Source organism: Paenibacillus sp. KN14-4R, from assembly GCF_052180255.1.
Lineage (GTDB): Bacteria > Bacillota > Bacilli > Paenibacillales > NBRC-103111 > Paenibacillus_AM.
Map to the genome: position 1 here is coordinate 4255199 of NZ_CP197466.1, position 13100 is coordinate 4268298.

11 protein-coding genes are annotated in these 13100 nt (G+C 44.0%); 5 read left to right on the forward strand and 6 right to left on the reverse strand.

The annotated features are described in order from the left end of the window. Positions 1–189: 189 nt before the first annotated feature. The 4 genes from ACSBOP_RS20885 (at position 190) to ahpF (ending at position 3991) form a co-directional block, all read left to right on the forward strand. Positions 190–1053 (forward strand): AraC family transcriptional regulator, encoded by an 864-nt coding sequence (locus tag ACSBOP_RS20885; protein WP_442602403.1) that lies wholly within the window; start codon positions 190–192, stop codon positions 1051–1053. 223 nt (positions 1054–1276) lie between these two features. Further along, positions 1277–1717 carry a GNAT family N-acetyltransferase gene (locus ACSBOP_RS20890; RefSeq protein WP_442602404.1) on the forward strand — a complete coding sequence of 147 codons (441 nt, stop codon included), beginning with the start codon at positions 1277–1279 and terminating at the stop codon, positions 1715–1717. 168 nt (positions 1718–1885) lie between these two features. Then, the gene (gene ahpC, locus ACSBOP_RS20895; RefSeq protein ID WP_442602405.1) at positions 1886–2449 is read left to right on the forward strand and encodes an alkyl hydroperoxide reductase subunit C; all 564 of its coding nucleotides are present in this window, start codon (positions 1886–1888) and stop codon (positions 2447–2449) included. Between the two features lie 12 nt (positions 2450–2461). Continuing rightward, positions 2462–3991, forward strand: a complete 1530-nt coding sequence (ahpF, locus tag ACSBOP_RS20900) for an alkyl hydroperoxide reductase subunit F (protein ID WP_442602406.1) — start codon at positions 2462–2464, stop codon at positions 3989–3991. A gap of 85 nt (positions 3992–4076) precedes the next feature. Here ahpF and ACSBOP_RS20905 read toward each other — a convergent pair whose 3' ends face one another. The 4 genes from ACSBOP_RS20905 to ACSBOP_RS20920 all read right to left on the reverse strand — a co-directional run bounded on the left by ACSBOP_RS20905 (position 4077) and on the right by ACSBOP_RS20920 (position 9886). Continuing rightward, the gene (locus ACSBOP_RS20905) at positions 4077–4613 is read right to left on the reverse strand and encodes an S-layer homology domain-containing protein (RefSeq protein WP_442602407.1); all 537 of its coding nucleotides are present in this window, start codon (positions 4611–4613) and stop codon (positions 4077–4079) included. Positions 4614–4686: 73 nt separating this feature from the next. After that, positions 4687–8247, reverse strand: coding sequence for an RCC1 domain-containing protein (locus tag ACSBOP_RS20910; RefSeq protein ID WP_442602408.1), 3561 nt, complete (start codon positions 8245–8247; stop codon positions 4687–4689). A 293-nt stretch (positions 8248–8540) separates the two neighbouring features. Further along, positions 8541–9401, reverse strand: a complete 861-nt coding sequence (locus tag ACSBOP_RS20915; protein ID WP_442602409.1) for an NAD(P)H-binding protein — start codon at positions 9399–9401, stop codon at positions 8541–8543. Positions 9402–9460: 59 nt separating this feature from the next. After that, positions 9461–9886 carry a MarR family winged helix-turn-helix transcriptional regulator gene (locus ACSBOP_RS20920; protein WP_442602410.1) on the reverse strand — a complete coding sequence of 142 codons (426 nt, stop codon included), beginning with the start codon at positions 9884–9886 and terminating at the stop codon, positions 9461–9463. A gap of 193 nt (positions 9887–10079) precedes the next feature. On the opposite strand from ACSBOP_RS20920, the gene ACSBOP_RS20925 reads away from it, so the two are divergent. After that, positions 10080–10796, forward strand: a complete 717-nt coding sequence (locus ACSBOP_RS20925) for a DUF4386 domain-containing protein (RefSeq protein ID WP_442602411.1) — start codon at positions 10080–10082, stop codon at positions 10794–10796. 7 nt (positions 10797–10803) lie between these two features. Here the strand turns inward: ACSBOP_RS20925 and ACSBOP_RS20930 are convergent, their stop codons facing one another. Continuing rightward, entirely contained in the window at positions 10804–11388 is a 585-nt protein-coding gene (locus tag ACSBOP_RS20930; protein ID WP_442602412.1) for a Crp/Fnr family transcriptional regulator, read from the reverse strand. A gap of 119 nt (positions 11389–11507) precedes the next feature. Then, entirely contained in the window at positions 11508–13010 is a 1503-nt protein-coding gene (locus ACSBOP_RS20935) for a malate:quinone oxidoreductase (protein WP_442602413.1), read from the reverse strand. Positions 13011–13100 lie beyond the last annotated feature (90 nt).

Genomic DNA, 13100 nt, shown 5'->3' on the forward strand with positions numbered 1-13100 from the left:
AGAAAATGGAGCCTGTTATACAATTTGCTATCGCAGTATGCAAAAGAAAGACAGCGTAAATTCAATAAAATGAAAGCAATGGATTTATAAGCAACCTAAAACCTTATTTTATGGAACCTGTTCATAGAAAGCGTATAATGACAGGATAGATCGATGCGTCAGTGATAAGATCAATTAACAGGGGAGGTGATGTGGTTGGATTGGCTTATTCGTATGAAGGACGCGCTAGACTTGATAGAGCAGAAAATGGAGGAACAGTTGGATATAGGCGAGATTGCAAAGGTAGCTTGTTCATCCTCTTCTCATTTTCAACGCATGTTTCTTATGTTAACCGGATTTACAGTGGCCGAATATATTCGCAAACGAAAACTAACATTAGCTGCACAGGAGTTGGCAATGACAACCTCTAAGGTGCTAGATGTAGCGCTAAAATATGGCTATGACTCACCCGAGTCCTTCTCTAAAGCGTTCCGGAAAGTCCATGGCATTCCTCCTTCAGAGGCTCGCAGTCCCGGAGTTAATCTTAAAGCCTTTCCCCACATTTCGTTCCACCTATCACTGAAAGGAGACAAAGATATGGATTACAAAATTATCGAGAAAGACGCGTTTACAGTTATCGGGAAATCTTTTCAAACGACAAAAGATGGTGAAAATTTACGACAAATCCCGAAATTTTGGGAGGATTGTAACAAAGACGGCACAACTGACAAGCTTCGCAGTATTGGTAGAGATAAAGATCTTCTAGGCATCTGTATGGATATACAACACGATTCAGATCAATTTACATATTTAATTGCCGTAGAAGACAGTTCAGGAACAGTAGCCGAAGGGCTAGTCTCAAGAAGCATTCCTGCTTCTACTTGGGCGGTATTCACATCAGAAGGTCCACTGCCGGGAGCTATACAAAACGTGTGGAAGCGAATTTTTCAGGAATGGTTTCCAGCTACAGGATACGAGCACTCGGGAGGACCTGATCTTGAATTATATCCTCTAGGGGATATATCCGCAGAAGATTACCGGTGCGAGATCTGGGTTCCTATCGTTAAAAATTAAATGAGATGTTCAGGCTGCAGGTTAAAGCCTAAACAAACACAAATGGCATCCGCAAGGTGCCATTTTTTTCTTTAAATAAATGCTTTCGTATTCAACGTACAGTGCATCTCCGAAGCTATGCGCGGCGTCAAGATGGCCCATGCCTTTTTACACCAATCGTTGGGATCGTGGTAAGATTGAAATTAGAATTATACTATCAACGACAATGTAATGGAGATCATTTATGAACATAGAGATTGCTAAAATTACAAGAACAAATGAAATTATTGAATTTTTCGATCTTCATTTAAGTAGAGATAACGACGCCATTTATAGTCCTGAGTTTTTTTGTAAGGATGGCGTTCGAGCAGCAGTAAGGAATGGGCGAGTGTTAATTGCATGCAATGGCGAACACATTGTTGCAGCACTCCGATTTTATAAGAGGAAGACCCAAGATATCCTATCCCTTTATCAATTTGCAATAGATGAACCCTATCGAGGTAAAGGATTAATTCAGAAAATGCTATCTTCGCTGCAGTCTGGCAACGTTGAAGTGTGTTGTCCATCCTCTTCTGTCTTTAATGCCTACTATGTTAAAACGGGATGGACGATTTTAACTCGTGATGAAAAATTAATTCGCTGGGTTTTGACTCCTGATAAAAAAGAAATGAGTGAGTATAAATAAGATGACGAATACTCGATTTCAATTAAGCGCATAATGAATGCTGAATGTAACAACTGATAATGGATCTCATTTTATACTCAGTATAAATCTTCTTGACAGATTGCATCTTTTATTAAATAATAATAATTATAAATAACAAACTATAAACCATTAAAGGAGATATTAAAAATGTCATTAATCGGAACAGAAGTACTACCATTTCAAGCATCTGCATTTCAAAACGGTAAATTCATCGAAGTTACAGAAGAAAATTTCAAAGGTAAATGGAGTGTAGTTTGCTTCTACCCAGCTGACTTTACATTTGTTTGCCCTACTGAGCTTGAAGATTTGCAGAACCAATATGAAACTTTAAAACAACTTGGTGTTGAGGTGTATTCCGTTTCAACGGATACGCATTTCACGCATAAAGCATGGCATGAAACCTCTGCCGCTATCGGTAAAGTTACGTATATTATGATCGGCGATCCATCCCATGTGATTTCTCGCAACTTTGATGTATTGATCGAAGCTGCCGGTCTTGCAGATCGTGGTACATTCATCATTGATCCAGATGGCGTTATTCAAACGGTTGAGATTACAGCTGGCGGCATTGGTCGTGATGCAAGTGCTCTAGTAAACAAAATCAAAGCAGCGCAACACGTTCGTAACCATCCAGGTGAAGTTTGCCCAGCGAAATGGCAAGAAGGCGGACAAACACTTAAACCAAGCCTCGATCTTGTAGGTAAAATTTAAGGTGGTCTTACAATGACATTAGATCAAGAAATAAAAACACAATTAGAACAATATCTCCAGCTCTTAGAAGGCGATGTTGTGCTCAAAGTTAGTGCAGGCGCCGATGATGCATCTGTAGAGATGATGGCGCTTATTAATGAACTTTCCAGCATGTCTTCGAAAATAACGGTGGAACAAACGCAGTTATCTCGAACGCCAAGCTTTAGTGTAAATCGTGTGGGTGAAGACACTGGCGTCATCTTTGCCGGCACTCCACTCGGGCATGAGTTTACTTCATTCGTATTAGCTCTCCTGCAGGTTAGCGGCAGACCTCCAAAGGTTGAACAAAGTGTACTTGATCAAATCAAGAGCATCCGTGGTGAATATAAGTTTGAAACTTACATTAGCCTCAGCTGCCATAATTGTCCGGATGTCGTCCAAGCCCTGAACTTGATGAGCATCTACAATCCTGGCATTACGCATACAATGATTGACGGTGCAGTCTACAAAGAAGAAGTAGAAAGTAAGGACATTATGTCTGTACCAAGCGTTTACCTGGGTGGTGAATTCTTCGAAAGCGGTCGTTTGACGGTTGAAGAACTTCTTGCCAAACTGGGTACTGCTCCGGATGCGTCAGAGTTTGACAATAAAGACCCTTATGATGTACTTGTTGTTGGCGGCGGCCCATCAGGTGCAAGTGCAGCCATCTATGCAGCACGTAAAGGGATTCGTACAGGTATCGTAGCTGAACGTTTTGGCGGTCAGGTCAATGACACTTTAGGCATTGAGAACTTCATCAGCGTGAAATATACAGAAGGTCCTAAGCTCGTCGCTAGCATTGAAGAGCAAGTGAAAGAGTACGGCATTGACGTGATGAAGATGCAGCGTGCCAAACGTTTAGAAAAGAGCGATCTGATTGAGATCGAACTGGAAAACGGTGCTGTGCTGAAGAGTAAGACGGTCATCATTTCCACAGGTGCTCGCTGGCGCAATATCGGCGTACCGGGTGAAGATAAGTACAAGAACAAAGGGGTTGCTTACTGCCCGCATTGTGATGGTCCTCTATTCACTGGAAAAGATGTCGCAGTTGTTGGTGGCGGTAATTCCGGCGTCGAGGCAGCGATTGATCTTGCAGGTATTGTGAAACATGTAACCGTTCTAGAGTTTGCACCAGAGCTAAAAGCTGATGCCGTGCTGCAAGATCGCCTTTACAGCTTGCCTAACGTAACAGTTCTGACGAACGTCCAAACGAAAGAATTAACAGGTACTGACAAGCTTAACGGCATTACCTACATCGATCGTGCTACAGGAGAAGAGAAGCACATTGAGCTGCAAGGTGTGTTCGTACAGATCGGTCTTGTCCCTAATACCGATTGGTTAGGTGACACGGTTGAACGCACTCGTATGGGCGAAATCGTTGTCGACAGCCACGGTTCTACGAACCTACCTGGCGTGTTTGCTGCAGGCGATTGCACGAATAGCCCGTATAAACAAATCATCATTTCGATGGGATCTGGTGCTACAGCGGCTTTAGGAGCCTTCGATTATCTGATTCGCAATTAATCATCATTATTAAGACCATATGAATAACAAAGCCACTCCCATCGGAGTGGCTTCTTTGTGTCCTTTTAAAGATTGATTGATTATACTATTTTTTACTCTCTCTGCCTTGGTCGTCCTTCACCCATTGATGCGCTTTGGCCGCTTCTTCGATTTCATAGAATGCCCAGTGGCTGCTTGTTACATCAGTAAAGCTTGGTGACTCGACTCCATACAGCGGCCCACGATCGAACAGGCGATTTAATATTTTCACTGCTTCTGCGCGGGTAAGCTCTTGGTTTGGTTTGAACGTATTGCCCTGATAACCTTCCATAATGCCATAAGCTTGGATGCGCATAATCGCTTTGTATGCCCAGTATTTGTCGGAAAGATCAATATAGATCGTGTCGTGACCTGTGCTAGCGTTGGTTTTGTCTTGCTTCGCCATCCAGCGATCCACGATGACGGCCATCTCCGCTCTCGTAATACCATCCTCTGCGCCAAAGCGTCCATCCGTGTAGCCCTGCATTAAGCCTACCTGATTTACGATCTCTATATCTTGGAATGCCCAATGCTTCGCGTTCGTATCCTTGAAGGATGACGTTCCATTGCCTTTGTACTCTGTTTCGAGATTACGTGCGAGCATTGCCGCCATTTGAGAACGGGTTACGGTTTTCTCCGGACCGAAGGTGCCGTCAACATACCCTATAATATACGACTTATGCGTTCCCGCTTTGGCTTGCTGATGCGCCGCAAAGTACTCCTTCCAGCCAGCCTTTCATATAGACCATGGTGAACGTACTGAATTTGTTGATGTTGAATTGGATGCCCAACTCGCCTTGCTTGTAACTAACCAATTCACCGCGAATCAATTCCTTGGTGCCGTCGCTATGCTCGGCGAAGATGACGAGATTGTCCAAGATCACTTGGCGTTCGGCTTCATTCTGCGGCAAGCTCTCCTTAAGCGGCAGAACAAGCGTCACGGGACGGCTCTGCATGTTCGTTTCGATCTTCATCGGACGGCCCAGGATCTTGATCTCTTGCCCCTTGGAGATTTCCCGGACTTGTTCTTCCTTCTTCGCCCGCTCCTCCACCGCTTTCCGTTCACTCTCTTGCTTAATCGGAACAAGACGGAAGTAGAGGTCCTTGTTGAAGCCATCCAAGGATTCGCTTGGAATGACGATACGGACATTGTTGGTGTAGATATCGAGATTTGCTTGCCCAGCCGCCAAAGCGCCTACCGCGCTGATAGGAAGTTTTACATCGACCTGGGACACTTTGTCTTTCTCGTCAGGGATGACGATGCGGGCGGTTTTGTCCGTTTTATTCTTTAACCGATCTGCCGCTTCCTTCGCACGCTCCGACGTAAGTATGACTTCGTCTTTCACCGTACCGTTCAGCTCTGTCGTGCGGGTGATCGGCGTTTTGGAAATGACTTCTCCTTCCCCTGCCCGTACATCAACCACGATCTCTTCTTTAGTTGGTGTTGAAGGCGATCCTGGTGTTATTGGCGTTGGATCAGGATTCGGATATGGTCCTGGATTCGAAGGTGCTTTTACCGTTTGAGTTACGTTAAACGCAACACCGGTCATGTTCGTTGCTTTTACCGTAACCGTCGTCGTATAGGTCCCTGCTGCCAAGCCATCTTTTGCTTTAATTGCAAAAGTTGCAGATGGCGTATCTTTATCCAACTTCGTTACAGCAGGCCCCGCAATTTCGAAGCTTCCTGCATTCGTTCCATTGATCGCTACAGATAGATTCTCCAGGTCGCCTGTGCCTGTACGAGTAATCGTAATTGGCTTCGTTTCCTGAGTGCCACTTGCGTAACCAGCAGTCAATTCCGTTAACGTCTGGTTACTTATTGGCGCAATTGTATAGGCTTGGTTCTCTGTCCATTTGGCATATAAGATCAGGTTTGCAGTTACGGTATCTGCCTTGAAATCCCAAGGATCATTATACGCAGTATCCTTATACCAACCAGCAAATGTATAGCCTGTTCTTGTCGGAGCTTCTGGTACTGTGATCTTTGCGTCCTTTGCAATATTGGTTAGAGGTAGTACTTCACTGCCTCCCCCTGAATCAAAAGTTACAGTGAAAGTAAGGCCTGCAACATCCTCTGCATAATTTTTATTAACTTTCGTGCCATTGCCTAGCTGTCCATCAACATTATTACCCCAAGCAATGATCGTACCGTCATTCTTCATTGCGAGGGAATGCCCGGTATAATCACCTCCTGCGGAAATAGCAACAGCGTCACGAAAGATGTTCCTATCTTGGTTGAGCACGATTACTGGTACAGGACTATTCTCATTGCTCAGATTGCCTAACTGGCCATACTCATTATATCCCCATGCCCAGACTGAACCATCGTTCTTTAAAGCCAATGTATGCGTAGAACCTGCATCTATCGCCATCACATCCGAAAGTCCGTTTACTTGCGTGAGAGGATAGGTGATTGTACCATTGTATCCCCACGCCCATACCTTGCCGTCCTTATCTAAAGCAACTGTAAATTTCATGCCAGCTGTAGCAGACACTGCTTTAAAGTCCGAACCATCGCTGTGAGCTACTTTCTCAGGTATATATTTTTTCACAGTATAATCATGTGAACCCCACATCCAAAGTGTACCATCCATATCAATTGCTAATGTTTGGTTGTATCCAGCAAATATGGATTGGGCGATCAACGGGGTCATTCCATCTGCAAGCATGACCCGCTTAGGTTGAGATACATGGGCGTCTGTGTTTCCAATCCCTAATTGACCTTCACTATTCAATCCCCAGGTCCATACAGTACCATCTCCCTGTAGAGCTACAGTATGAGACGTGCCTGCTGCAATTGCTCTTGCATCAGCAATATTGTCTACCATGTAGGGTTTGTTTCGACTTGATCCAATACTCCCATTCCCCAATTGACCGTCGCTATTACTCCCCCAGCTCCATACACGTCCATCGGGATCTAATGCCACAGTGTGAGAACCTCCTGCGGCGACTTGCACGGCTACGAAATCAGTCCCGTCCTCTTTCTTTACTTGCATAGGTGTTTTGCGATTGGTTTCAAATCCTGCATCTCCTAATCCAAGTTGACCAATATTATTCGCTCCCCATGTCCATACAGTGCCATCTGTTTTAATAGCCACGGAATGAGATCCACCCGCTGAGAGTGGTAAATATTTTGCTAATTTCTGGATGCGATGATTGCCGTAATCGGCTACATACACATTTCCCATGCGGTCGATCGCAACGCCCGTTGGATAGTCAAACTCACCGAGTTCGCTTCCCCAACCATTATCGGGAACATTTGGACCCTTGTAATCTTTCCCCCACTTACTCCATTTATTTGTTGCTATCGTAAGCTTCTGGATGCGATGGTTGTTGCCATCCGCTACATATAAATTCCCTTGGCTATCTACCGTAACGCCGTATGGTTCATCAAACTCACCAAGGCCGCTCCCTGATCCGCCACCGGCTTTCTTCAACTCACTCCATTTAGGTGTATATATATATGTTACCTTACCAGTTGCTTCATCAACTATTTGACTTTTTTCGATCTCTACCTTCTGAATGCGATGGTTCTCGTTATCCGCCACATATACAATTCCTTTGCTGTCCACCGCCACACCGGTTAGCTGTTTAAACTCACCGAGTTTGCTTCCTGTCAATTGTCCGCTTTTCCCCCATGCAATCCATTCCCCTGTGGCTGCATCGAGCATCTGGATGCGCTGATTTGTCGTATCCGCCACATAAACATTTCCGTCCTGGCCTACCGCCACATCGGATGGATTGTGAAACTCACCGGGTGCGGTTCCCCAACCATAATCGAGAACATTTTTACCATTGTACTCTTTTCCCCACTTGCTCCAATTCCCTGTGACGGCATCCCACTTCTGGATCCGATGGTTTAATTTATCGGCAACATAGATATTGCCGCTGTTGTCTACAGCAATGCCTGTTGGACTATTAAACTCTCCAGGGCCACTTCCTGCTACTCCGCCACTTTTCCCCCACGCGCTCCATTTGCCTGTGGATATATCGAGCTTCTGGATGCGATTGTTATCATAATCGGCGACATATACATTGCCTTTGCTATCTGTTGCCACACCGATTGGGTGTCCAAACTCACCCAGCGCAGTGCCTTTTTCTGATCCGATCTTGCCGTATTGACTCCACCCTTGCGCTGCTTGTACAGGGTTTGCAAATAGAGTGGTTGAGATCATCAAGATTACAAAGCACCATACGAGCAATTTTCCTGCAAACTGATTTCTACTTCTCCGATTCATTTCTTTGATTTCCTCCTTTTTAAGCTTAGCTTGTATGTAAGCCTTTTACGTTCTACCAGATACTTTCCATGATTCTCACAAAGTATCAAATATCATCCTAGCAAAGCTCACTCACAAAATTCTCACAAGAAATCGGAATAGAGATCAAAAAACGAGTCGGCAGATCGAAAATGAAGCTCTGATTAATGAAAACAACCTTAGCCCGGTACAATACCGAACTAAGGCTGTAGCAGTCATACGTTCTAGCGGCTATCTTCCGTACATGATTCCAAACAACAGATTACTCTTCCTTGTCACATCTCCCATACGCCGGTTGCTGCTGCGGTTTTTGCGTAGTCTGCAAAATCCCGTGGCTCCCGCCCTAGGGCGCGCTGGACACCGTCAGTCAAATGAGAGTTGCGGCCATCAAGCACCTGGGTAAACAAGTAGGATAACAACGCCACGTACTCTCCTGGCACCTCTTGCTGCTCCAGCATAGACAGGAACTGCTCATGGGTAAGATTCGTATATCCAACCTCTCTACCACTCGCCTTGGCAATGGTTTCCGTTGCTTCTGCAAAGGTAATAGCACGGGGGCCTGTGAGCTCATAAAGTTGGCCGATATGCCTGGCTTCGGTTAATGCCGCGACCGCGACATCCGCAATATCCTCCGCATCAATAAACGGTTCTGTCACACCTCCGGCAGGCAGAGCAACCTCGCCGCCAAGCACCATATCCAGCAGGAAGCTTTCGCTGAAATTTTGGCAAAACCAGCTTGCTCGCAGGATCGTCCAGTCTGCACCCGAATTCTGTAAAACCTTCTCACTGAGTTGAGCTTCTTCCTCTCCCCTGCCCGACAAGAGTACTAAACGCTTCACCCCGTTATCCACCGCCATTCTAACAAACCCTTCGATTGCATCGGCAGCTCCCGGAACAGCGAGATCAGGGTAAAAGCTGATATAGACTGCTCTCACATTCGCCAATGACGGCAACCAGGTATTCGGGTTCTCCCAATCAAAGGGCAGTTCCCCAGATCGGGAACCGATTCGTACCGGCAAGCCTAGCTTTGTAAGTCTCTCTGCTACACGACGGCCCGTCTTTCCGGTTCCGCCAAGCACCAAAATAGGTTTCTCCGCACCGGAATCCTTAACTACTTCCACAGCCTGTTTGTTCATTCAAATTCCTCCTCATAATTGTTTGCGCAAGCAAACTTTATTCAAAAATCAAATGAGAATCATTTGATCTTTTCCAATTGGTTGCTGACTTCGTCTAATTGAAGCGAGAGTGCGTCACTTTCTTCTCCGAGAATAGCTACATAGCGGCTCCGAAGATTATTCCAGCACTCGTTAATGCTTCCTTCCAGCGCTTTGCCTTCTTCCGTTACGTAGATGAGCGATAATCTGCCTTCTACACGATTGAATAGCAAGCCTTTCGAAGCAAGCTTCTCAATAAGGCGAGTCACCGTAGATGGCTGAAGGTGTAGGATTTGCCCTAGTTCTTTCTGTGAAATTCCGTCATTTTCATACACGGCCATAAGCAAAAATGCAGAGTTTGGAGACATTCCACTAGACGCAAATTCATCTTCCGCCATTTTGCTAATTACCCTACCCAGACGATTTGCTGTGAAGTAAAGACATTCTTTAAGATAAACCTTCAGCATGATTAAGACCTCAATTCTATGTTGTATATAATTGCTTGCACAAACAATTTTACCTGATATTCCAATTTATGTCAATGGGATTTCTGGCAGAATTGTCATTTCGCAAATATTTGCTCGCTTGACTTAAGTCAATGACTAGTCATACTCCTCCTCATTAAAATGAAAATAAAAAATGTCCTATAGGAGGCTATTTATGGCTATTTCAGCAAAAGAACGATCCCATCAGCGAAAAGCTGCTCTGACAGCTGGCGTTTCGCTTATCATCATGACACTTGCTTCATTTTTTTCGTATGGATTTGTCCATGCAAGCCTTGTGGTACAAGGAGATGCCAGCGCCACATTTCATAACATCATGTCATCAAGTATGCTTTTCAAAGCTGAAATCTTCGGTTGGCTCATCATCCTGATTTGTGACATCGTGGTCGCCTGGGCTTTCTATATTTTCCTGAAGCCAATGAATAATGGCCTTTCATTGCTTGGTGCGTGGTTTCGTCTTATCTATGCGGCTATATTGGGAATAGCGATTTTGAATTTAATATTTGTGTTACTACTGTCCAGCAGTGCAGACCCTTTATCTATATCCGATCAACTTCAAGCACAAGCCATGCTGTATTTAAAAGCTTTTGATTCCATATGGTCTATGGGTTTAATCATTTTTGGCGGGCATTTGCTAATTGTGGGCTATGTGGCTTTCAAATCAGACGGCATCATACCTAAAATCATAAGTGTCTTATTGTTAATTGCTGCTGTAGGCTATATTCTCATACACCTATGTAACATGTTTCTTCCACAATATGATCAGATCATTACCATACTTAAATTTGTATTTACTGTGCCCATGATTGTAGGAGAATTAGGCTTTGGGTTATGGTTGTTGTTAAAAGGAGGGAGAGTCTCTATAAAGGCGTGACATCCGCTTAATTATAATCTTTGTGGACCCGCTTCTTGATTCTACTTAATGACTCTGGGGTAATACCAAGATAACTTGCCAATTGATGTTGAGGTACACGATCGACTAGATAAGGTCTTTTTCGTAATAGTGCTTTGTAGCGTTCTTCAGGTGGAGAAGCGATAAATGAAGCCCATTCATCTTGTACCTCACCCAGGTTTTCCTCTACCATCTTGCGTGTCATGGTTTCCAATTGTGAATATTTATTAAACATGTCATTTTCGGCATCAAGATCACCAACAACCAATATACAGTCTTCTAGACAAGTTAATGAGTACGCCGATGACTTATCTTGTTTATGTTGATTGAAAATCGAAGCTGCTTGCTCTTCTGTATAGAAATTGGATGTGACCTCTTTTCCCGTTTCATCTATCGAATACTGCCTTACACATCCTTTCAATACGAAATAACATGTATCAGGGACATCTCCTTGTCTAAGGAGCATGGTTCCCTTTTTGTATTCTTCAATACGTATATCATCAATAAGTGCCTGTTGTTCTTCTTCGTTAAGTGATGTAAATCTAGTCAAATACTTGAACAATATGCTTTTCATTTTGCTTTCCTTTCATCTCGTAGATAAAGTCATCTAAGATTGCAGACAAAGCTAAACAGCCTCAGCCCCATGGAATTCAGGACGAAGGCCGCTTAACGCATTTTTATTTTTTGTACAGCCTACATGACAGGTTGCAGCTCACGGTTTAGACCAAACGTCTGCGCTGTTGAAGTATAAATTTCTTGGAAAAGCTCTGGATTTTTCTCCAGCGACACGCCATAAGAAGGAATCATTTCTTTTATTTTCGGTTCCCACTCTTTCATATGTTGTGGGAAGCATTTTTCTAATACCTCAAGCATAACGTGAACGGCAGTGGAAGCACCCGGAGAAGCACCGAGCAATGCAGCTATCGAACCATCAGCGCTACTCACAACTTCAGTACCAAATTGAAGTGTTCCTTTACCGCCGGCCTCCGTATCTTTAATAACTTGCACACGTTGACCCGCTACTACTATATCCCAATCCTCAATTTTGGCGTTCGGAATAAACTCGCGTAATTCTTCCATACGCTTTTCATTCGATAACATAACTTGCTGGATCAGGTATTTTGTCAACCCCATCTCTTTTACACCTGCCGCCAACATCGTGAAGAGATTATTAGGTTTTACGGAACCTATCAAATCAAAATATGAACCTGTTTTTAAGAACTTGGGTGAGAACCCGGCAAACGGTCCAAACAGCAATGTTTTTTTGTTGTCGATATATCTTGTATCAAGATGCGGCACAGACATTGGAGGAGCGCCAACCTTAGCTTTACCGTATACTTTTGCATGATGCTGCGCGACAACTTCCGGATTGTTACATACCATAAATAGTCCGCTTACCGGGAAGCCTCCAATATGCTTTGACTCAGGTATACCGGTTTTTTGTAGTAAAGGCAGACTTCCGCCCCCACCGCCGATAAAGACGAATTTTGCAGTATGGCGTTCGACGATACCATTATCGACATTGCGCACTTTCAATTCCCACAAGCCGTCGCTCGTACGTTTCATATCCTCAACACTATGCTTATAGTTCATCTCGACGTTGTTACTCTTTAAGTGGTCAAACAACATGCGTGTTAAAGCACCAAAGTTGACATCCGTTCCAGAGTCGATTTTTGTTGCCGCTATCGGTTCATTCGATGTACGGCCTTCCATGATAAGCGGAATCCATTCCTTCAGTTTTTCAGGGTCATCGGAAAATTCCATCCCTTGAAACAGAGGATTGTTTGACAGCGCTTCAAAACGTTTTTCCAAAAACGTTACATTTTCTTCCCCTAGTACTAAACTCATATGAGGTATTGGCATGATAAATTCCTGCGGATTACGAATCAGATTGCTGCTTACAAGATAAGACCAAAACTGTCTTGAAAGCTGAAATTGTTCATTAATTTTTACAGCTTTTCTAATATCTATAGATCCGTCAGACTTTTCGGATGTATAGTTAAGCTCGCACAGTGCAGAATGGCCCGTACCCGCATTATTCCATTCATTAGAGCTTTCTTCTCCTGCGTTTGCAAGTTTCTCAAACACTTTGATTTCCCATTCCGGTACTAATTCTTTTAGCAGTGACCCTAAAGTCGCACTCATGATTCCGGCACCAATTAAGATAACGTCTGTTTTGGTTTGTCTGTTGCTCATGTTTACCGTCCTTACACGCTAATATTTGAAGAAAAGATGTAAGCGCTACCGCCATGCTTAGGCTCTCACCATTATTTATAGATTAAGATA

Coding starts and splice junctions, on each gene's coding strand:
- ahpC (WP_442602405.1), top strand. CDS start 1,886: ATGTCATTAATCGGAACAGAAGTACTACCATTTCAAGCATCTGCATTT.
- ACSBOP_RS20910 (WP_442602408.1), bottom strand. CDS start 8,247: ATGAATCGGAGAAGTAGAAATCAGTTTGCAGGAAAATTGCTCGTATGG.
- ACSBOP_RS20905 (WP_442602407.1), bottom strand. CDS start 4,613: ATGCTCGCACGTAATCTCGAAACAGAGTACAAAGGCAATGGAACGTCA.
- ACSBOP_RS20920 (WP_442602410.1), bottom strand. CDS start 9,886: ATGCTGAAGGTTTATCTTAAAGAATGTCTTTACTTCACAGCAAATCGT.
- ACSBOP_RS20925 (WP_442602411.1), top strand. CDS start 10,080: ATGGCTATTTCAGCAAAAGAACGATCCCATCAGCGAAAAGCTGCTCTG.
- ACSBOP_RS20930 (WP_442602412.1), bottom strand. CDS start 11,388: ATGAAAAGCATATTGTTCAAGTATTTGACTAGATTTACATCACTTAAC.
- ACSBOP_RS20915 (WP_442602409.1), bottom strand. CDS start 9,401: ATGAACAAACAGGCTGTGGAAGTAGTTAAGGATTCCGGTGCGGAGAAA.
- ACSBOP_RS20935 (WP_442602413.1), bottom strand. CDS start 13,010: ATGAGCAACAGACAAACCAAAACAGACGTTATCTTAATTGGTGCCGGA.
- ahpF (WP_442602406.1), top strand. CDS start 2,462: ATGACATTAGATCAAGAAATAAAAACACAATTAGAACAATATCTCCAG.
- ACSBOP_RS20890 (WP_442602404.1), top strand. CDS start 1,277: ATGAACATAGAGATTGCTAAAATTACAAGAACAAATGAAATTATTGAA.
- ACSBOP_RS20885 (WP_442602403.1), top strand. CDS start 190: ATGTGGTTGGATTGGCTTATTCGTATGAAGGACGCGCTAGACTTGATA.